This window comes from Vibrio lentus (assembly GCF_002875945.1).
Classification (GTDB): domain Bacteria; phylum Pseudomonadota; class Gammaproteobacteria; order Enterobacterales; family Vibrionaceae; genus Vibrio; species Vibrio apostichopi.
Map to the genome: position 1 here is coordinate 34,290 of NZ_MCZK01000119.1, position 19,217 is coordinate 53,506.

Below are 19,217 nucleotides of genomic sequence, written 5' to 3' on the forward strand. Positions count from 1 at the left end.
TTCTGCATGGGTAAAGAAGAACGTTTTTAAGGTTAAGGGTTTATGTTGTTAGCCACAGCAAGTATTGGACGCAAGCTACTGGCCTCATTTTTAGTGATGGCATTGCTGGTCCTTTTGTCTGCATTGATTGGTGTTTCTGGATTCAGTTTCGTAGCAAAAACAGAGAGAAACGTTGTTGACTCAGCGTTACCCGCGATGATTGAAGCTCGTCAGGTTTCTGAATTGAGTAATCGTATTATATCGTCTGTGCAAACACTCTCTAGCGCGAGAAACGAAGCCGAAAGAAAGGAAGCCGGCACGATACTGTTTGACCAACTTGAGTCGCTTCTTCAGCACATCAAAGATTTGGGCGTCGATAGCTTCGACTCTAAACTGCTGCATAAACTTGAAAACAATGTTCAGAGCGTTATCAATACACTGGCTGAGCTAGGGGTATCTGTTGAACGCAAGCTATGGCTGACCAAGGAGCTTTCGTCACGTGTAGAAGAAATGCGTTTGCTTGCTGAAGAACTTGAACAGTTAACCCGCACACAAGTTTTGAACACAGCCACAATTGCGGTTGCCAATGTTACACATATCTATGACCTACTGGAAACCAAAGAAACAGACAAGGCTTATCAAGCGCTAGATGCGCTGGTTGAAGTCGATCTTGATCTGTCAGAACGCTTGCACGAATTGCATCTGTTGGCCTTCAAAATGCTCAATCAAATCGAAGAAACTCAGACCGTAACTAACGTTGAGCGTATTCACCAAATTCAAACGGAATTCGAGGCGAATCTCAGAATCATGGCGCGTCGTGTTAAAGCCGTGGAAGATCCGACTCGTTCCGCTCAAATGTCTCAGCTTCTTGAAGAATTACAACGACGTAAGGTCGTGTTTGATATCTCTTTAGAGCAGTATGAAAACACGCAAAAGTCGGAATTCTTAATGCAGAATACTTTGCAGTTATTCTCCGAACTTAACACCACCGTCAATCAGCTTGTTGATGACTCGAACTTGAGCACAAAAAAGGCGGTTGATGAGCTAACGTCAACCTTGAACTTGGCTCAATGGTCGCTATCGGTTATCTCAATCGTGGGCCTGATTATCGTGGCGTTTATTGTGTGGCGAGTGGTTTACATCTCCGTAGTTAAACGCTTAGGCGAGTATTCGATTGCCTTGATGTCGATTGCTCAAGGGCGACTCAATATCGATATTTCTGTTAAGGGTAATGATGAACTCGCGCACATGGGCGAAGCGATTATTACGGCGAGAAACACTGCTCAAGCTCTGCAAGTGGTCGCGGTCGGTGAAGCCAAAGCAAAACGAGAACTTGAAGAGCATAAAGAACACCTTGAAGAGCTGATCACTGAGCGTACTTACCAGTTACAAGACATAAACGAGAAGTTGAATGTTGAAGTCGGGAACCACGCTAAAGCTCGCAGTGCTGCCGAGCAAGCAAGCCGCGCTAAATCTGCTTTCTTGGCAACCATGAGCCATGAAATTAGAACACCTATGAACGGCGTGTTAGGTACCGCACGACTGCTTAAAGACACAGGGTTAGACCCTCTGCAGTCGGGCTATGCAGATATTATTAACCGCAGTGGTAAGAACTTGCTGGCGATCCTGAATGATGTACTCGATTATTCAAAAATTGAGGCGGGGCATCTTGAGATTCGTGTTGCTTCCTTCGACTTGCATCAGATGGTTCAAGATACTTATCAATTAATGGAAGGTCGCGCCGCCGAGAAGAAGCTAGATTTTAACTTCCATATTGAAAGCGATGTTCACCGTTATTGGCGTGGCGACGTAACTCGAATCAGCCAGATCTTGAATAATCTCGTCGGCAACGCCATCAAATTTACCGACAGTGGCGCTGTTGATATCTTCATAAGTTTGGATGTCGAAGATGAAAATCGCGTCATGTTTGAGGTGTCAGATACCGGCGTTGGTATCCATGAAGCTGAACAGAAGTGTTTGTTCGATGCGTTTAGCCAAACCGATAGCGGTCGCAATAAAACGGGCGGTACAGGGCTAGGCCTAGCGATCAGTAAAAGCATTATGTTGGCAATGAATGGCGATATTGGTGTTCACTCAGAAGAAGGAGATGGCAGTCAATTTTGGTTCTCTTTACCGTTGCAAGTGGGTGAGAAGATTGAAACCAAGGTTGTGGCTGTTGAAACCTGTATTCGAGCCAAGGTATTGTTAATTGAAGATAATCCGGTTAACTGCATCGTTGCGGAAGGGTTCTTACATAACTTAGGGCATGAGGTTGTGATCGCGACAACGGGCCAAGAAGCTCGGACTATTTTTAGCGAACAGGCCTTCGACATTGCGTTGGTCGATATTAACCTTCCTGACTGCGATGGCGTGGAGTTAATCCAGCAACTAAAAGACATTGTTGTGGTTTCATCAGATGTTCCAGAGCAGTACGCGCCGCCAATGGTTGCGGTATCGGCGCATGTGTTCAATGAGGAAGTTGAAAACTATTTAGCGTCTGGGTTCGATGGTTTTTTACCTAAGCCATTAGAAAAAGAGGCACTCGCTCAACTCATTGTGACTCAGCTTGATGGCAAGACTTTGGTACTGCCACAGCCTGATCCTAATGATTCTATATGCAGTCAAAACAATAAGCCTCAACGCAATAAAGCTAACGAGTTGTACTCATCTCAGATGGCGAGTGTCGTCTCTGATCTAGCCATCAAGGCTTCGCAAACTGAAGACGAAGGAGAGACTCCTGTGAAATTGATTGATTCCAATGTCATCAAAGGTGACTTGTCCATTCTTGGCTTAGAAAAGATGAAACAGATTGTGGGACTGTTTGAAGAGAGTAGCCGCGTCACTTTAAGCGAAATGGTCGAAGCGAGTAATTCGGACAATGGACGTGAGGTGAAGTCTCTCGCTCATAAACTGAAGGGCTCCGCGGGCAGTTTAGGGTTGTTGCAACTTTACAATGCTTGCCAAGTGATAGAGGCGAGCAGCGATCCATTAGGTGAATATCGAGGCAAAAATAGCGAGTTGTCGACGTTGGTTCAAGAGTCGCTTGAGGCCTTGCAAGAGCAATTCTAAAACAAACCTTAGGTTGCGATAGAAACATATCGTGAGCTAGAAGCCAAAAGTCACAACATAAAAAAGCAGCCAATTTCTTCGCTTTCGTATGAAAAAATTGGCTGCTTTTTCGTTATGGGGTTTGGTTGAATACAACTGTCACTGATTCGGTTTAAATCATTTTGATGTGTCCAGCGGCTTTGATCTTCACGTGAACCATGTTGCCTTGAAGATAACTTAGCGGGATCTCGCTACGTTCAATAATGGCGACGTTGTCACTGCATGCGCCAGCTTCAACCGCCATTTGCTTGGATTGCTCTTCTAAGCCCTTTAAGGTTTGCTCTCGAGAAGCCGGATCAATCGATACGATTTTATCGAACTGACCTGATATTTCACCCAGCGCAACACCAATCGCATTAGCCACTTCAAAGTGTTCGGGGCGAACCACTTGGCTTACGCCTTCAAAGTGGTCGGGGAATAGGGCACTGCCACCACCAACCATGATCACTGGAACACTCGCTGCAGAAGTCTTCATCTTATCGATGCCTTCCTCTACGTCAGTCACCATTTGTTGATAAACCTGACTTGCTTGCTCGGTCGAGATACCAATCTCATCACTTAGCTGATGCTCTGCTTGCCACTGCAATTGACCTGTTTTGAGTGCGATGTCGGTTAACGTAAGTTCATCACCACCAAAGCTGCGTGCCGTTTGCGTTAAGGTATGGCCAACACTTTCTGGCCCTAGTTGGATACGCTCTTGTTCAAAACGAACTTTTGTGCCACCACCAATGGCTAGGGCTAGGATGTCAGGCATGCGGAAGTTGGTTCTCACTTCGCCAATTTCTACCGCTAAGCTCGATTCTCTCGGATAACCGTGGGTGAGCACACCAATATCAGACGTAGTGCCGCCCACATCGACCACAACCGCGTCTTTGAGCTTAGTTAGGTGACTTGCACCGCGAATCGAGTTTGTTGGCCCACAAGCGACAGTGAGAATCGGGTACATCAACGCGAACTGCTGCGACATTAATGTTCCATCGTTCTGACCGAAGTACGGTGTGGTGTGGATCTCATGGTTCACTAGCGCATTGCAGAAACCATCAACGAATCGCTTTGCTGTGCCTTGTAAGGCTGCGTTCAGAATCGTGGCGTTCTCACGTTCTAGAAGCCCCAAGCTGCCGACTTTATGGGATAGCGATAGATTCACGCCCGGAAGTTCTTGTTGAATCCACTCTGCGGCTTGAAGCTCTTGGTCGCCATTGACGGGAGAGAACACACCGCAAATAGCAATTGAATCGACGTGACCTTTCATTTTCTGACAAAGCTCGCGGATCTCAGACTCTTGAATGTCGGCAATCAATTGGCCATCGTATTCATAGCCGCCGTGTGCTTGGTAGAAGTGTTCACCAAGCAGGTTTTGCCACGCTTCACTCCAACCACAAAGCGGCGGGACGCTGTCACCACTGGGAAGGGCTAAACGAATCATGCCAACTCTGTCTAAGCCTTTTCTCTCTACAATTGCATTGGTGCACTGCGTGGTGCCAAGCATCGCGTGTTTTACTTGCTTACCGTCAATGTTCGCTTGGCTTAGTAGTGCAGAAATCGCGTTATCGATACCCGTTGAAATGTCATGTGTGGTTGCGGTTTTTACTTTGGCAATCACATTTAAGTCTGCGCCGAGCAACACACCATCGGTATTCGTGCCACCAACGTCAATGCCTAAACGGCAGTAATCAAGTGTAATGTTTGTCATGCTACTACCTCTTCAATGCAGACTTTAATTGTTCAATGGTTTGGTATTCTACGGTGTAGCCAAAGTAACCTGGCCCTGCGACTTCGATGCCTTTGCCAGTGCGCCATTTCGGGTCACAAGGGTAGGCGATAAGGTCGATACGCTGTCCGTAGCGAAGCTGCTCGGTAGTGATTGGCTTACCGGTTTCATGATCCAATATTGAGATTAAATCCGGTGTTGAAGCCAATAGATTGTCTTGGTTCATGTCTGCGCGGCTTGTACCTTTATGCGCCAGAAGCAATTCGTTTTGGAACTGTACGAATACGTTATCTACGCCAGTATCTTCAAACTGAGCCAGTTTCTCGATCACGACGCCACCAGTTGCAAAACCACCGTCGGTTTCACGTTGAATATCAACAATCTTGCCGCTGATGAGTGTGTGGCCGCCGACAATGTCTAACACGGCTTGTGTTCCGCTCTGGTTGTTGTCGTTCGCGAGTCTGATCGCTTCACCAATCTTCATTGCTTGGGTCAGTGTCGCAGGCAATGCGCTGCGTTTTAGGTTCTTACCGTTCATTGGGTAGTCACACATTGCTGCCGAGCCACCCATTTGTTCTGTAATTGGCCTAGCAAACTTTTCAGACCAAATACCGTCTATAGGGTAAAGCGTCACTACATTGCTACGCTCGTCGGCCAACGTGTTAGGTGCTGAAGGCAAACCGTCGAGGAAGAAGGTCACCATCTGAGCTTCAGGAAACGCTCGCCCCATCGCATCACAATCGATCACAGGAATGTTCTTTTGCGCTGCAACGAGAATTGGAATCAGTGAGTTGAATCCGCCCACTTCGATAGGAAATGTCGCCGCCACTTCCGTGCCGAGCGCCTTTTCCATCGCTTCGAATGCAACCAGCATCTGATCTTTTGAGTTGAGTTTTTCTACTGCGACGGTTGGCGCGCCAATCATAGAAGAGGGCACTGTCATCCAATCGTCTTGCACCTCTTCCAGAGGGATCATGCGTACAGGTTGTTTTGCCGTTGCGATAGCGACCTTCGCCATCAATGCACCGCTGTATGGGTCACCACCGCCGCCCGTGCCTAATACAGTCGCACCAAGCGCGATATCATCAATCATTTGTTCAGTAATAATCACAACTACTATTCCTTATCACTTGAAGGAGAAAGTTTCATTAGGGCTAGGTAAATACCGCCAGCTGCAAGAATGCCGTCTAATGCCGAGATGCTGGTTAATGAAAACAGGTTGAAAAACTCTGGTGCGGTACAAGCGCTGAATGCAGTACCAAATGCCCAAGAAGCTAGGCCTTTGAACATCCAAGCTGGAACCTGTTGGATGTTCTCAAAGCTCATCTTTGTTGAATCTAAAACGTAGTATTGAACGATGTAGACCCCCGCAGCAGGTGCGATAGTTACGCTCAATAGCATTAAGAAATCAGTAAACTTGTTCACCATGCCGAGTTGAGCAATGCCGATGCCTACGATGGTCATGATCACAACCAACACTGGACGAGGAATCTTAGGCAGTACCATCGACATACATAAGCCACCAGAAGTGAGGTTGCTACTGTTGGTCGTCCATTGAGCAAACACCAGTACGATGATGGCAGCCATACCTAAACCAAGCGTGAAGAAGACTTCAACGAGATCGTCGGTGCCGGTCATTTTGGTCAAGATTAATGCGATAAGAATGATGGCACTGTTGCCGACTAGAAAGCCGATACCAGCCCCTAAAATTGCGTCACGACGTGTTTTGGCGTAGCGAGCAATATCAGGTGCGGCAACTGCTGCAAGAATCCAGATAGACATAACGAAAGAGATGGCTTGGCCAAGTGTTAGAGGATCTTCAATGGTGGGTGCTGCGCCGCCTTGGTAGTCGGCAGCCATGAACAAACCAATGGTAATCAGCGTCACCATCAGAGGAACAGAATAGGTGCTGAGTTTACCTAAGGCACGAACGCCATAGATGGCGGTCATCATCATTAACACACTGCCGCCAATCAGAGCAGTTAAGTGAGAAATAACGATGTCGCATTTTGCGAGAGCATCCACCATGATGAAAGCAAAGAAATCAGCTTGGAAAGCAAACCAACCTACAAGCGAGATGCCATTGATGAAACCAAGAATCTTACCGCCGTTACGACCAAACACTGCGCTACTCACGAGTGGGGTAGATACACCCGCTTGAAAACCAATGTTGGCACACAACATCGCAATCACTGCGAGTAAGCCGGAGCCGATAAACGTGGCAAGCAATGCGTCCTCAAAACCAATCCCGCTGCTCAGAATCGAACCAAGGAACAAGCCTGAGATATCGATGCCGATAGCCAACCAGATAAGGCTGATCACCCACCAAGAGCGCTTGGCTTTCTCGGGAACAGGTTCCAACTCGAAGTCATCTATCTTTTTGTGGCTGCGTGTTGCTTCGGGTTTATTCATGTAAGCTTCTGTCGCCATAGCGCCATCCGTGCATTGTTATTCCATAAGTGTGAATAAAGCATACTGATGTATTTATTGTTAATAAATGAATATAATTAGATGTAAACATAACAAAATCCAAATGTGAGTGGCAAAGTGAACCCAAACAATAAGTTAGATAAAAGAGACCTACGAAGATTAGAACTTTTTTGTGAAATTGTTGAGCAGGGAGGCATCAATCAAGCGGTCGCGAGCACCGGAATTAGCCAACCTGTGCTCAGTAATCAACTTATTGCCTTGGAAAAAAGCTTAGAATTAACATTATGCCAACGTGGTCGACGTGGTTTTAAGCTCACCCACGAAGGTGAGCAAGTGTATAAATATGCGAACCAACTAAAATCAACATTAACCGACTTTGCTTACAAGTTGCGAGGCGTACAGACCGAACTCTCTGGACACGTACGAATCGGCTGTTTGGACAACACGGTGACTTTACCCTACAACCCACTTCCAAAAGCGATTGAGACATTTTACCAACGCAGTAACAGTGTTGAGGTGAGTGTTGATGTGGGCGATTTCACCCAGTTGAATGAGAAGCTGGCAAAGAACCAGATAGATATGATGATAGTCGTTCTGGGGTCACATCAAAAATCAGCCTTTCAACATAAATACCCACTGTTTGAAGAGCACAGTTATTTATATGCGCGTAAAGATCTGGCCGAGAAGATCATGGACAACGATTTTTCCCTTAATGGCTGTCGTATCAACATGGGGGGCTATGCCAAAGATGAGATGTTCCGATTGCTCAATATTGAACAGTACGATTCGGTAAAGCCTTTTGATGGCTGGCATGTCGAGTCGGGCGTAATTCTAACGCTAGCAGGAACGCATTTGAGTTTCCTGCCTTCCCACTTAATCGATCGTGGTCATTATGATCAGGCTTTGATACCGCTTCAACCGGAGAAGTGGAGCTTGAAAAGTCAGTTCTATCTGGTGTTAAAGCAGCCTTTGGATTCTCTTTCTCCTGCCGCTCGTGCGTTTTTTGATGAGCTAAATCCACAGGAAGATCTGGATTCAATATAAAGAACTTTTCGCTTCTCAAGAGCACTTCTCGCTTCTCAATAGCACTTAAGATACTTTCCCATATACAAAAAATCCTCTGCCAAGACAGAGGATTTTTGCTTTTATGCTTTATGAGTGAGAATTAACGGTTCTCAAATCGATTGTAATCCAACAGGCCGAACTCAATCGGTTGGTTTTGTCGATACCAGCGATGAACACGGTCACTGAATGGCCAGAACTCCGGAGAGCTGCGTCGTACCGCAAACTTATCCAGCAGCGCCACGTAGTCTTCTTTTGTGTTCAAACTTTGTAGTATTTTAACTAGAGCCGGAATCTCACTCTCGGTTAATGACAGATAAGCGGCAGGGTAGCTACCCACAACGCCACGAACGAGCGTTAAGTCGTCGTTGGCGTAATCACGGTTACCTTCTTCATTAAACAAGCTCGAAATGTTGCTGTGAGCGTTGTTGTGAATCATGGTGAACAGTTGATCTTCGCCATTTTCGCCTTCAATCATGATCATTACTAATTGAGGAACATGACGTAGGCCTTCTCCTTTAATCAAACTCACTTGATTCAGCAGTGCTTCATTCTTTCTACCAAAACCTGTTTCGACAATATCAAAGCGGTTATCGAGAATAGGCTCGAGTTTATCTTTGATCATATTCAACAGTTCACGCTTAGGATCGGCCGTTTTGTAAACCACACTGGTAGGCTGATCAAAAGGTGCAATGTTTCGCTGTAAGTAGTCGCTCAGTTGTGCGCTTTGGTTTTGGTACCAACTTGAATGTTCGATGTGGCGAACGTCTTTAGGAAGAAGGGTTAAGAAGTTACTTTCACCTTCAAGACGCAAGAAATCCATAAACATACGAGTCATCAGCTGGTGGCCAAAGTTACCGTAAACATCGAAGCCCGCAACGAGAAGGTAATGAATACGTTCTAGAAGGGCATAATCAAGAATCCACGCAGTCTTAGGTTGTGTGCCAACTAACCCTTGTACAACAGATGCGCTATCGAAATGCCTAAAGACGGTGAGAGCAGCATTTTGGTTGATGCCATCTCCATCCCAAATGATTCCTGTGTCTAGGTTTACACCACTCTCAAACCACTGGTTGGTGAAGTCTGATTTCGCGTTTAGGTATCGAGCTTGTTGCTTCGCATACCTTACCCAGTGCGTCACTGGAACCGTGTTGCTTTTTAGTTCGCTAGGTAGCTTTAAGTTTTTCTTTTGGCTTGCGTAGAAGGCGTTAATTTCTGGGACATCGGCTTTCTCTGGGTCGATGAAGAAAACCCAAAAACGGTCGTTAATCACGTTCAAGGCAAGTTGACCACGACACACCGGTCCTTTGATATAGGCCATGATGGTGTTCTGTGCGTTATCCAGCATGAAGTTAAAGCGGGAATTCACCGGTAGGGCTTCAAATGAGGTCATTGGGTTCGCGGCGACATCAATCTTGTAGCTAGGCAGCTGTTTTACTTCATAATCTGCATCAACAAACCACGTTTTCCATTTCTGTAGTCGTTCTTTGTTTAGAGCAAATGGCATGTGTGTCTTGTCGACAATTGTGCCTTGTTCGGGAATGAGTCGGTAGTAAACACGGTCAACCTTTGGGTCGCTGTAAGGGCGACGGGTGCTGATACGTTCTACGGCTTGACCTGGAGGAGTTGCTGAGCGAACGATTGAAAAGAAACGTATCGGTTGCTCTAATTCTGAGAAATAGACATGCGACAAAAACAGGTGCTCGTAGATGTAACGAGCTGAAAGTTGGCTTTTAAGGTCGCTTTTATTGAGAAGATCTTCATAGATAGTGACCAGCTCTTGTTCACTTTCATTGAGTGGGATGTGGTCATTCATGAGCGCGCCATTTTCCAACCAACTCATCAATGTCGCGTACTCCGTTTTGTCCAAATTAGGCATCCCATAAGGCATTCCCCAAGTCGGATAGTCTCTTTCATATTGAGCATACTCTTCGATGGTCGGGCACTGTTGGTCGCGGTCGGTTGAAAAATCGAAACCTTCGAGCTGAGTTTGATCGGGAAGAGGGTGGTTCTCTTTCTGAATCAACATTCGAGAGACAAGACCCGCATCGAGGTTAGCCGTGGGAGTTTGAATTCGCTCGTTGAGTACCGGATGAAAGTCAGCTTCACGCCATTCTTGTGTGGTTATCGCATCTTCAAATAGGCGAGTTGGGGCAGAAGCCGTCAAACGTGTGCCTTGGTAAACTAGTACCTTGCTTGCACCACGGTCGATTCCTTCCACAGAAGACATCTTTAACTGGCAGGGCGCGTCGTAGCAGGCGTGACAAACCACACATCGGTTATCAATGATGGGCTTTACTTCATTAATGAAGTGCTGAGCTTGAGCTGAAAGAATCGGCGCTTGGCGATCACGTACTTGTGGCTTACCAAACAGCTCGTCAAAGTTTAAGCCCGCGTACACGGCACAACCTGAGAAGACGCTAACTAAAGCTAAAATGAAGAGTTTTTTCAAATTCATACGTATTTAAATATTAGGTATTTTCTATAATTATATCGAAAATGATTGAAAATGCTCATGTTCTAACAATTTTGTAGACAAGATATTGATAGGACGGTGTGACTGGTTGCGTGAACCCTTTACTCAGATCAGGATATAGAAAGCTTAGCCAAGGCTATTGATTGACGTAGCAAACCGAGAAAGGGACAGACAATCGTTCAAATTCTTTGATCCATCGCCACTGGTTATCTTGCAATTTATCTCCTGGCCCTTTGACTTCAATCCAATGAAATTCATCGTTCTTGAACGCAATCAAATCCGGCATCCCGGTTCGGAATAGTTTTAGGTCACTCAATATCACCTTGAGGAGGTCGACAACTAGTGCATTTGGAATTGAATTCAAACTATGTTCGATGAGCGACTTAGGGAAATGACTCCAATGAACGAAGGGATTAGCGATACCGTTTTTTTGGTCGTAGATATCAAGCAATTGGTTGAGCCCGTGTTTGTATAGGGTTTGGAAAACGGCTTCGATCTGCTCTGCTCGTTTGTCTACGAAATCTGAGTGGTACAGATCCAGCGGTCGATGTTGGTAACGGTTGATAAACGCGCCTTCAACATCTGCGAAAATCACCTCCCAGAAAGCCAAACCAAACAAGCCACATAGAAAACTGTTTTCTGAGAAGTAGACATCCCAACCTTGGCTTTCAAAGTGTTGCTTTACCGCAAGTTCGACTCGCATTTGGCTTAGGTCTAACTCCAGTTTTATCTGCGTACAACTTGGTTTTGAAGCGCGTGGCACTTTGTGGCCTTTCTTTGTAGATAACATTTGCTTGCGAAATAGCCTCTGATCAAGCTTAGCGGCGACCTCTAACTCTGATACATCCGATGGATTCGCTTTCATTTGCGTGACAATGTCACACATCAAGTCTAACTCATCTTGTTTGTCATAGATGCGTGCAAGTCGTTCTCTGCTCGGAGGAAGTACAGATTGTTTGAACCAAAAGATAGCTTGGTCGTTTTGGTTGAGCCTTTCTAGATCGCGAGCGATATCGTTGATCAAACGCGATCGTTTTCTGGCTATACTCCTGTGCTCAGATTCTGCGGGTATTGATTGTAAAAGGAGTTCAAGAAACTCTGGGTCTTTACGATCACCCTCAGAATATTGGCGTTGAATATCACGCATCTGAAGCAATTGATTGAGCTGTTCTCTAGAGGTGAAGAAACGGCGCTGTTTGCTTAACGGGTAGTTTTCGAAGGTGTTGATTCCAAGATCGCTAAGAACGAATTGGCTTAGATCTTGATAAGTGTTGGCGAAGAAGATCAGCAGCAACACATCAATAACTTCAGATTCAACAACGTAAATACAATCGAACGACAAGTTTTGGAACTGATCAAAAGGTTGGTGATCGAGCAAAGCCAAGAGTTCGTCTTTCTTTGCCGTCTTATTGTTCTTAAGAGATGGGAATGCGCTCAACAGCTCTGGTTTAGTGAGTAGATGCAATCCTAATTCGAGCTGACTGATGACGAGGTTATGTGGTTCAGTTGGGTGACTTAACGTAATGAAGCTCGACGCGTTTAGCTCTTGCAGGGCGCTTTTTAGATCTGGAATCTCAACATAACTGAGTTTATCACTTCGAAACCAACAGCCCTTGCGAGAAAGCAAACGAACCATTAGACACTGGCTTGCAACTGAAAGACGTTTGTATTTAGACAACCAACGGCATTCATCATCACTCAGAAGATCGGGGTAGAGCGTTTGAGCGTGTTCAATCAGTCGATTGAAGTTGTCGAGATAATAAGTAGGGGAGAGCTGAGGATTGGTTTCTATCGTCAATGGGTTAGTCGCTTGATACAAAAAGAGCCTAACCCTAAGGTTAAGCTCTTCAGTAACAAATTCAATCTTTTCTGACGATTAAGCTTGAGATGCTTTTAGTTCAGACACTTTAGCTTCAGAGATAGGCTTAGTGATGATTGCTAGAACAATACACACTGCCATCATAGCTGCAGAGATTGTGTAAGCTAGGCCGTAACCTTCGCCGTTTGTCATTGAGTAACCAACAACCGCTGCGCCGATAGCACCGCCGATACCCCATGCCGTGTAAAGCACGCCGTAGTTAGTACCGTAGTTTTTCAGGCCGTAGAACTCAGCAGTAAGTGTTGGGAATACTGCTAGAAGCGTACCGTAACCAACAGCTGCGATAGCCGTACCGATGATTAGCGTGAATTCAGAGTTGAACGTAGCGAATAGAGCCATGTTCGCGCCTTGAAGGATGAACGCTAGAAGTAGAGTACGTACGCCACCGATTTTATCTGCAAGCATACCCGCAGCAACACGGCCGCCTGAGTTGAATACAGCAAGGATAGACGCTAGGTAAACTGCGTTTGGTAGGTTCGCTTGAACGCTAGCAATCGTAGTGATGTTACCGATGATCATAAGACCAACAGAAGCAGCAAATGCGTACATGATCCATAGAGAGTAGAACTGAGGAGTCTTCAGCATTACTTTCCAAGTTAGGTCTTCAGTCTTCTTAACCGCTTTAGGTGCTTGGCCTTCTTTTACTTTAGGCTCAGCTGGCGTGTAATCCGCTGGTGGGTTGTTGATCGTTGCTGCTAGAGGTACTGCAATTGCAAGTACACCAACACCAAGAATCATAAAGCTTGTTTGGATACCCATGCTATCGATAAGCGCAGAAGTTAGTGGTGCTAGGTAAATAGCAGCAAGACCGAAGCCTGCAGCGATTAGGCCGTTAACCATACCTTTCTTAGAAGAATGGAACCATTTCATTGCTGATGGAGAAAGACATGCGTAACCGAAGCCGATACCAGCACCTGTCATCACACCAAACGTTAGGTTTAGCATCATAGGAGTGGTAGCGAAACCAGAAGCAATCATACCAAGGCCAGTAAGCGCTGTACCTAAGATAAGGATCTTACGTGGACCCATACGGTCTTGTAGGATGCCTGCAACAAGAAGACAAACAGAGAATGTGATAGTTGCAATAGCGTAAGGTGAAGATGCTTCAGCAGCACTCCAACCAGCTTCAGTGACTAGCGCCTTGTTAAATACACTCCAAGCATACAGGATGCCAAGACAAAGGTTGATACAGAAGCCTGCTAGCAGGATACGTGATGCTTTATCAATCTTGCTCATTTTTATTCTCAGTTTTGTCGTTGGTCAGTGGTGAGCCACTTAACTAAAGACGGGTTATTGTGATTGTTTCTTCAAAATTAGTTTGCGTTTATCAACAGACAGCGCAAAAGAGCGCGGATTATAACCAATAAAAATGTGATTGGAATCTCTTTTTCCATTTTTGGTAAATAAACTCAAACTTGTTAATGGGTTGTTTTTTATTGGTTTTGCAATTGTGTTTAATACCTTTCTATTTTGTTCTTTTTCACGTGACGGGCTTATTTTTTAAGGGATTCTTCGATAAGTATTTCTGAATGGCCACGTATTCCGTGCGGATATCACAGAGTTACGAATTATTTTAAATATTTTCTAAGGTTAATTTTGTGTAACAAAATAAATCAAAATCGAGCTTTGTCCATATGAGACAAGGAGTAACGGAGTTTTATGAAAAACAAAATGTTAACCAGTTGTTAATGGTGGTTTTTGGTGGCACTTTTGCTTACATTTTGTTCGATTGAAGGGGTTGTGTTGTTGAGAAAAAGTGGGAAAATAGTACGCAAACTGAGATTCCAAATTTGAAAGGATGCGTTTCCAACTTATGGCGAGGCGAGTATTATGAAACTGTTTTTAATTCTATTGATGTCAATTTCTGGTGGTTTAGCGGCAGCTGACCATATCCACTCTTTCTTGTTTGGCTTCTATATTGCTGCATTGGCAGTGGGTAGTTGCTATTGGTTAGCTTTCCGTAGCACGCGTTTCCCACAGTTGGCTTTAATGCTATTGATGTGTGGCTTTTTCGCTAAAATTGCAGTGACGGTTGTCGGTGTTTCTTGGGGTATCTCGAACGATATTATTCAATCGCCGTTCATTTTCTCATTGTCATACCTGTTCTTCTTAGTGGTTGTGTCTTACGTTTGGTTTACATACCGCGATAAGTTGATTCTAAAAAAACGTGCTAAGCAGGTAGAAGATTCTCGCAAGGAAGCAGCCGCTTAATTGCAGTACTAATACAGAATTCTAAAAAGAGCTTTCTTCGGAAGGCTCTTTTTGATCCTACCTACCTGAACTCTATCTTTGGTTATGACGGCAGATAAAAGAAACCCCAGTATGGTGACATACTGGGGTTTCTTATTATTCGAACGACTCGTTTTACAAAGAAGGAAGCGTTTACTTCTTCATCAACTTCGCAAGATCGGCGAAAGGGTTGTGCGTCGCTGATTGGTGGTCGTCTAAACGAGCTTTAGCATCAACGCCGTAACGGTCATGGTCTGTGTATTTTGAGTGTTCATGATCGTGACAGTACAGGCACAATAGTTCCCAGTTACTTCCGTCTTCAGGGTTGTTTGTATGGTCGTGATCGACGTGGTGAACGGTCAGCTCTCTTAAGTTCGAGTAAACAAACTCACGCGCGCACTTACCACAAACCCATGGGTACAGTTTTAGTGCTTTTTCGCGGTAGCCTTTCTCTTGGCGAGCGTACGCTGCACTCGAGCCTGTGTAATCAGAAGACATTGCCAAATCCTTATCAATTGTAATCCTCCGATTTTATCACAGCTTTCTTGAAGCTGTAGGAATGTCGTCGCTAAATCATGCGTTGCACTAACCAACTTAAATTGGGGGCTTGAGCGATCACTTGTCTTTTACGTAATCAACCTCTTCACGCAGGTTATGTCTTTCTGGAATAAGCCATGCTTAACAGTTTGAAAATAAATCGTATTCAGGGGTTTTAACTCGGAGTCGGTGACCTAATATCAGTTAAAGCTACCCCATATTAATAAGGAAATATCATGTCAGAACAATACACTCCGCCAAAAGTTTGGGTTAACGATACCGATGGTGGAAACAAATGGGCGAATATCAACAGTCCTGAATCTGGCGCTCGGTTTGATAAAGATCTTGCCGTTGGTGAGCATGCTTTACAGCTGTATTCTCTTGGAACACCTAATGGCCAGAAGGTGACTATTCTTCTGGAAGAGCTATTAGCACTAGGTGTTAAAGAAGCTGAATATGATGCGTACTTGATCAATATTGGTGAGTCGGATCAATTCTCATCTGGCTTTGTTGATGTAAACCCAAACTCGAAGATTCCAGCGCTTGTTGATAAGTCTGGCGATGAAGATGTAAATGTCTTTGAATCTGCGTCTATTTTGATGCATCTGGCTGAAAAATTTGGTCACTTCTTACCGAAAGAAGGGGCGGCAAGAACGCAAACCATTAACTGGTTATTCTGGGCGCAAGGCTCGGCACCTTTCCTTGGTGGTGGTTTTGGTCACTTCTACGCTTACGCTGATGAAAAGCAAGAATACCCAATTAACCGTTTTGCGATGGAAGCGAAGCGCCAACTAGACGTGTTAGACAAACAGTTAGCGAACAGCACTTTCGTTGCGGGCGAAGAGCTGTCTATTGCAGATATCGCGATTTGGCCTTGGTACGGCAACTTAGTGCTTGGCAAAATTTACGACGCTGCAGAGTTCTTACAAGTGGAGTCTTACACCAATGTTGTTCGTTGGGCGAAGCAACTTGAAGCTCGTGAAGGTTTTCAGCGCGGCCGAGTAGTGAACCGTTCATTTGGCGAAGAGTGGGAGCAAGTACCCGAGCGCCACAGCGCAGAAGATATCGATCGTGTGTTAAAGCTACGCCCTTAGTAACTTAAAGCTAAGCCTGTAGTAACTTAAAGTTAAGCCTTTGGTGACTTAAAGCATTACTAGATAACACATCACTAGAGTTTGTTTTCGATTCGTTCGGGTAACAGACTCTAGTTTTCAATCTGCTCGTTTTTGTATTTCCGTTTGTCCGTTCTCTAATCCGTTTTTCTACAAGTATCCTCTCCGATCGTTCTCAATTTCTAACCAATACCTCTGATTTGAATTATCTTAAGTTGTTGATTAATTAGGCCTTAACCTGTTTTTCCCGTCTGGTTGTTTTGCTTTCTAATACTTTGTTACATTTCAACGATTAACAAATTATTGTTATGTTATAACATAACTTTAGTTGGTTGGTTATGTACTTATAAAAAGGAAGAAGTTGTGAATAAGAAATTGGTTTCTCTGGCGGTTGGTAGCATTCTTGTCTCCCCTGTTTTTGCCGACACGCTGTCGAATCCTCAGATTGGTGTTGTTCTTGATGGTTATTATCAAGATGGACAACGCAATAACTCTGAAAGAGAGGAAGGTTTCGGTCTAGGTCATACTGAACTTAATATGTCCGCGAATATTGATGATAAGTTTTATGGATCGTTAACGACGGTAATTGAAACTCATGATGATGAAACGGAGTTGTTATTAGAAGAAGCTTTCATTGAAACACTGACGATGCCTTATGGTTTAAGCATTCGAGGCGGACGTTTCTTGTCTGATTTTGGTTACCTGAATAACCAACACATGCATACCGATAGCTTTGTCGAGCGTCCTGCTGCTTACCGTACTTTCTTGGGTTCGCATTATTACGATGATGGTGTTCGTGCAAACATCGTTCTTCCTACGGATCTGTATGTGAAGTTTGGTGTTGAAGCCTTAAGCGGCAGCAAGATGTCGTCAGTTGATGATGCATCAGATGTGGGTGTTTACACTACAACTCTTAAACTGGGTGACGACTTTTCAGAGTCATCAAGCTGGCAGTTTGGTTTGAGCTACTTACGCAATGAAAATGGTAAAGTTCGTGAGTTTGGAGATCATGATCACGGGCATGACCATGACCACGATCATAGCCACGGCGCGGCGGTAACGGGCTCAAACTTATACGGTGCTGACTTTGTATGGAAGTGGGCTCCAAACGGTAACTACAAATACCAAAACTTCACGCTCGCCGCTGAATACATGTTGTTAGATGGCATCGTCGATGACAAATTCAAAAATGACGCGGAATCACCAGATACGCTAGCAGGCTACTATGTATCGGGTGTCTACCGATTCAGCCCTAGTTGGTCAGCAGGCCTACGTTACGGTGAAGCGGAAAGCTACGATGGCCATGCACACGGAGACCACATGCACTTTACTGCAATGAACGACAAAGAAGCGGACGTAATGGTCGCTTGGGATTCGTCTCATTTTGGCACAGTTAGAGCACAATACTCTCGCGTCGAAAATCAAAGTAAAGAGACTGATGATGTCTTCACTTTACAATACGTAATGACCTTTGGAGCACATGGTGCTCATGCTTTCTAGGAATTCACTCCTAACAATGGCAACAGGTGTTGCCGTTGTATCCTCATCTATAATGGTATCTTCGCCTGCGATGGCGTTGAATATCTTCGTCTGTGAGCCAGAGTGGAAGGCACTGATACATAGCCACGCTCCTGACGCTAATATTTACTCAGCCACCACTGCGAAGCAAGACCCTCATTATGTGCAAGCTCGACCTTCACTGATTGCTAAGATGCGACAAGCCGATTTGGCGATGTGTTCTGGTGCTGAGTTGGAAGTGGGTTGGTTGCCGATGTTGCAAATACGAAGTGGTAACCCCGCAGTACAAAATAACGCATCGAGCATGCTGTACGCGAGTGACTTTGTACGAATGTTAGATACTCATGATCATGTTGATCGGAGTATGGGCGATATTCATGCACACGGTAACCCTCACGTACATTTTGCTGCTAACGACATAATTCCTATTTCCAGAGAAGTAACTAAACGCCTGCAAGCCATCGATCCCGAGAATGCGCATACTTATATGCGAAGTGGCATGAAGTTTCGAGCTCATTGGCGTCAAAAGCTTGCGGATTGGGAAAGCAAGGTTGAACCATTACAAGGAAAGAAGGTGGTTGGTTACCATGCTACCTACCGTTATCTATTTGATTGGCTAGAGATGGAACAGGTGGCTGACTTAGAACCTAAACCGGGGATATCACCAACTACATCACACCTTCAGTCACTGACGAAATTAGACTCTGCCTCGTTTGAAGCGATTGTGTATTCATCACATCAAGATCAGCGTCCAGCTAATTGGTTTAACCAACAAACCGGTAAGCCTATGATTAAGTTACCTCTTACGGTTTCTGAAGGACAAAGCTTAGATGAGATGTACGATCAAGTGATTGATGAGCTGTTGGATGCCTTGGTAGATTCAGATACGTCTCAGAGATCGTGATGTTGATGGAATATAGCTGGCTGGCACCTGCTGTGTTGTGTGGATTAATTGCATTAATCGGTAACATTGTACTTGGGGAGCAAGTTCTCAAGCGCCAGATTATCTTTATCGATCTGGCGGTTGCACAAGTCGCTGCGTTAGGCGCGGCATTGAGCCAATATTGGTTGAGCCGGTATGCGTTGTTTAGCGGTTCTTGGCTTGCAGAAATGATTGGCCCATGGGTTATGTCATTATTGCTTTGCGGATTAATCGCGCGGCTCTTCTCCGCTTAG

General features: G+C 45.0%; 13 protein-coding genes and 1 pseudogene. 7 read left to right on the plus strand and 7 right to left on the minus strand.

The genetic code is table 11. The features are described 5' to 3' along the window. Positions 1-42: 42 nt before the first annotated feature. Positions 43-3,048: a TMAO reductase system sensor histidine kinase/response regulator TorS gene (gene torS, locus BCT49_RS13340; RefSeq protein WP_102435797.1), complete on the plus strand. Its 3,006-nt coding sequence runs from the start codon at positions 43-45 to the stop codon at positions 3,046-3,048. 151 nt (positions 3,049-3,199) lie between these two features. Here the strand turns inward: torS and BCT49_RS13345 are convergent, their stop codons facing one another. The 3 genes from BCT49_RS13345 to BCT49_RS13355 are packed head-to-tail and all read right to left on the minus strand — an operon-like array spanning position 3,200 to position 7,228. Beyond that, positions 3,200-4,780 carry a hydantoinase/oxoprolinase N-terminal domain-containing protein gene (locus BCT49_RS13345; RefSeq protein WP_102435799.1) on the minus strand — a complete coding sequence of 527 codons (1,581 nt, stop codon included), beginning with the start codon at positions 4,778-4,780 and terminating at the stop codon, positions 3,200-3,202. Between the two features lie 4 nt (positions 4,781-4,784). Next, positions 4,785-5,909, minus strand: coding sequence for a DUF917 domain-containing protein (locus BCT49_RS13350; RefSeq protein WP_102435801.1), 1,125 nt, complete (start codon positions 5,907-5,909; stop codon positions 4,785-4,787). A gap of 5 nt (positions 5,910-5,914) precedes the next feature. Then, positions 5,915-7,228, minus strand: coding sequence for a cytosine permease (locus BCT49_RS13355; protein WP_102435803.1), 1,314 nt, complete (start codon positions 7,226-7,228; stop codon positions 5,915-5,917). Positions 7,229-7,333: 105 nt separating this feature from the next. On the opposite strand from BCT49_RS13355, the gene BCT49_RS13360 reads away from it, so the two are divergent. Next, complete coding sequence (locus BCT49_RS13360) at positions 7,334-8,272, plus strand: LysR family transcriptional regulator (protein WP_102435805.1); 939 nt, start codon at positions 7,334-7,336, stop codon at positions 8,270-8,272. A 121-nt stretch (positions 8,273-8,393) separates the two neighbouring features. On the opposite strand, the gene BCT49_RS13365 is transcribed toward BCT49_RS13360, so the two are convergent. The 3 genes from BCT49_RS13365 to BCT49_RS13375 all read right to left on the minus strand — a co-directional run bounded on the left by BCT49_RS13365 (position 8,394) and on the right by BCT49_RS13375 (position 13,881). Further along, positions 8,394-10,748, minus strand: a complete 2,355-nt coding sequence (locus BCT49_RS13365) for a fatty acid cis/trans isomerase (protein ID WP_102435807.1) — start codon at positions 10,746-10,748, stop codon at positions 8,394-8,396. A gap of 154 nt (positions 10,749-10,902) precedes the next feature. Then, entirely contained in the window at positions 10,903-12,585 is a 1,683-nt protein-coding gene (locus BCT49_RS13370; RefSeq protein WP_102435809.1) for a VRR-NUC domain-containing protein, read from the minus strand. A gap of 57 nt (positions 12,586-12,642) precedes the next feature. Further along, a complete protein-coding gene (locus BCT49_RS13375; protein WP_102435811.1) occupies positions 12,643-13,881 on the minus strand; it encodes an L-lactate MFS transporter in 1,239 nt (412 codons plus the stop codon). 594 nt (positions 13,882-14,475) lie between these two features. On the opposite strand from BCT49_RS13375, the gene BCT49_RS13380 reads away from it, so the two are divergent. After that, the gene (locus tag BCT49_RS13380; protein ID WP_102435813.1) at positions 14,476-14,856 is read left to right on the plus strand and encodes an NADH:ubiquinone oxidoreductase; all 381 of its coding nucleotides are present in this window, start codon (positions 14,476-14,478) and stop codon (positions 14,854-14,856) included. Positions 14,857-15,027: 171 nt separating this feature from the next. Here the strand turns inward: BCT49_RS13380 and BCT49_RS13385 are convergent, their stop codons facing one another. Then, positions 15,028-15,372: a YajD family HNH nuclease gene (locus BCT49_RS13385; protein ID WP_004730279.1), complete on the minus strand. Its 345-nt coding sequence runs from the start codon at positions 15,370-15,372 to the stop codon at positions 15,028-15,030. Between the two features lie 275 nt (positions 15,373-15,647). Here BCT49_RS13385 and yghU point away from each other — a divergent pair, with 275 nt between their 5' ends. From yghU to BCT49_RS13405, 4 genes and pseudogenes are all read left to right on the plus strand, one after another. Next, a complete protein-coding gene (gene yghU, locus BCT49_RS13390) occupies positions 15,648-16,505 on the plus strand; it encodes a glutathione-dependent disulfide-bond oxidoreductase (RefSeq protein WP_102435815.1) in 858 nt (285 codons plus the stop codon). Positions 16,506-16,886: 381 nt separating this feature from the next. After that, complete coding sequence (locus BCT49_RS13395) at positions 16,887-18,023, plus strand: hypothetical protein (RefSeq protein WP_102435817.1); 1,137 nt, start codon at positions 16,887-16,889, stop codon at positions 18,021-18,023. Positions 18,024-18,039: 16 nt separating this feature from the next. Further along, the gene (locus BCT49_RS13400) at positions 18,040-18,945 is read left to right on the plus strand and encodes a metal ABC transporter solute-binding protein, Zn/Mn family (RefSeq protein ID WP_102435819.1); all 906 of its coding nucleotides are present in this window, start codon (positions 18,040-18,042) and stop codon (positions 18,943-18,945) included. Then, a pseudogene (locus BCT49_RS13405) lies at positions 18,945-19,199 on the plus strand (metal ABC transporter permease); the annotation flags it as partial. The gene BCT49_RS13400 and the pseudogene BCT49_RS13405, both read left to right, overlap by 1 nt. Between the last annotated feature and the right edge of the window lie 18 nt (positions 19,200-19,217).

What these genes read in the sequence shown, in the direction of transcription:
- BCT49_RS13400 (WP_102435819.1), top strand. Translation starts at nt 18,040, where the DNA reads ATGGCAACAGGTGTTGCCGTTGTATCCTCATCTATAATGGTATCTTCG.
- BCT49_RS13385 (WP_004730279.1), bottom strand. Translation starts at nt 15,372, where the DNA reads ATGTCTTCTGATTACACAGGCTCGAGTGCAGCGTACGCTCGCCAAGAG.
- BCT49_RS13375 (WP_102435811.1), bottom strand. Translation starts at nt 13,881, where the DNA reads ATGAGCAAGATTGATAAAGCATCACGTATCCTGCTAGCAGGCTTCTGT.
- BCT49_RS13355 (WP_102435803.1), bottom strand. Translation starts at nt 7,228, where the DNA reads ATGGCGACAGAAGCTTACATGAATAAACCCGAAGCAACACGCAGCCAC.
- BCT49_RS13365 (WP_102435807.1), bottom strand. Translation starts at nt 10,748, where the DNA reads ATGAATTTGAAAAAACTCTTCATTTTAGCTTTAGTTAGCGTCTTCTCA.
- torS (WP_102435797.1), top strand. Translation starts at nt 43, where the DNA reads ATGTTGTTAGCCACAGCAAGTATTGGACGCAAGCTACTGGCCTCATTT.
- yghU (WP_102435815.1), top strand. Translation starts at nt 15,648, where the DNA reads ATGTCAGAACAATACACTCCGCCAAAAGTTTGGGTTAACGATACCGAT.
- BCT49_RS13345 (WP_102435799.1), bottom strand. Translation starts at nt 4,780, where the DNA reads ATGACAAACATTACACTTGATTACTGCCGTTTAGGCATTGACGTTGGT.
- BCT49_RS13380 (WP_102435813.1), top strand. Translation starts at nt 14,476, where the DNA reads ATGAAACTGTTTTTAATTCTATTGATGTCAATTTCTGGTGGTTTAGCG.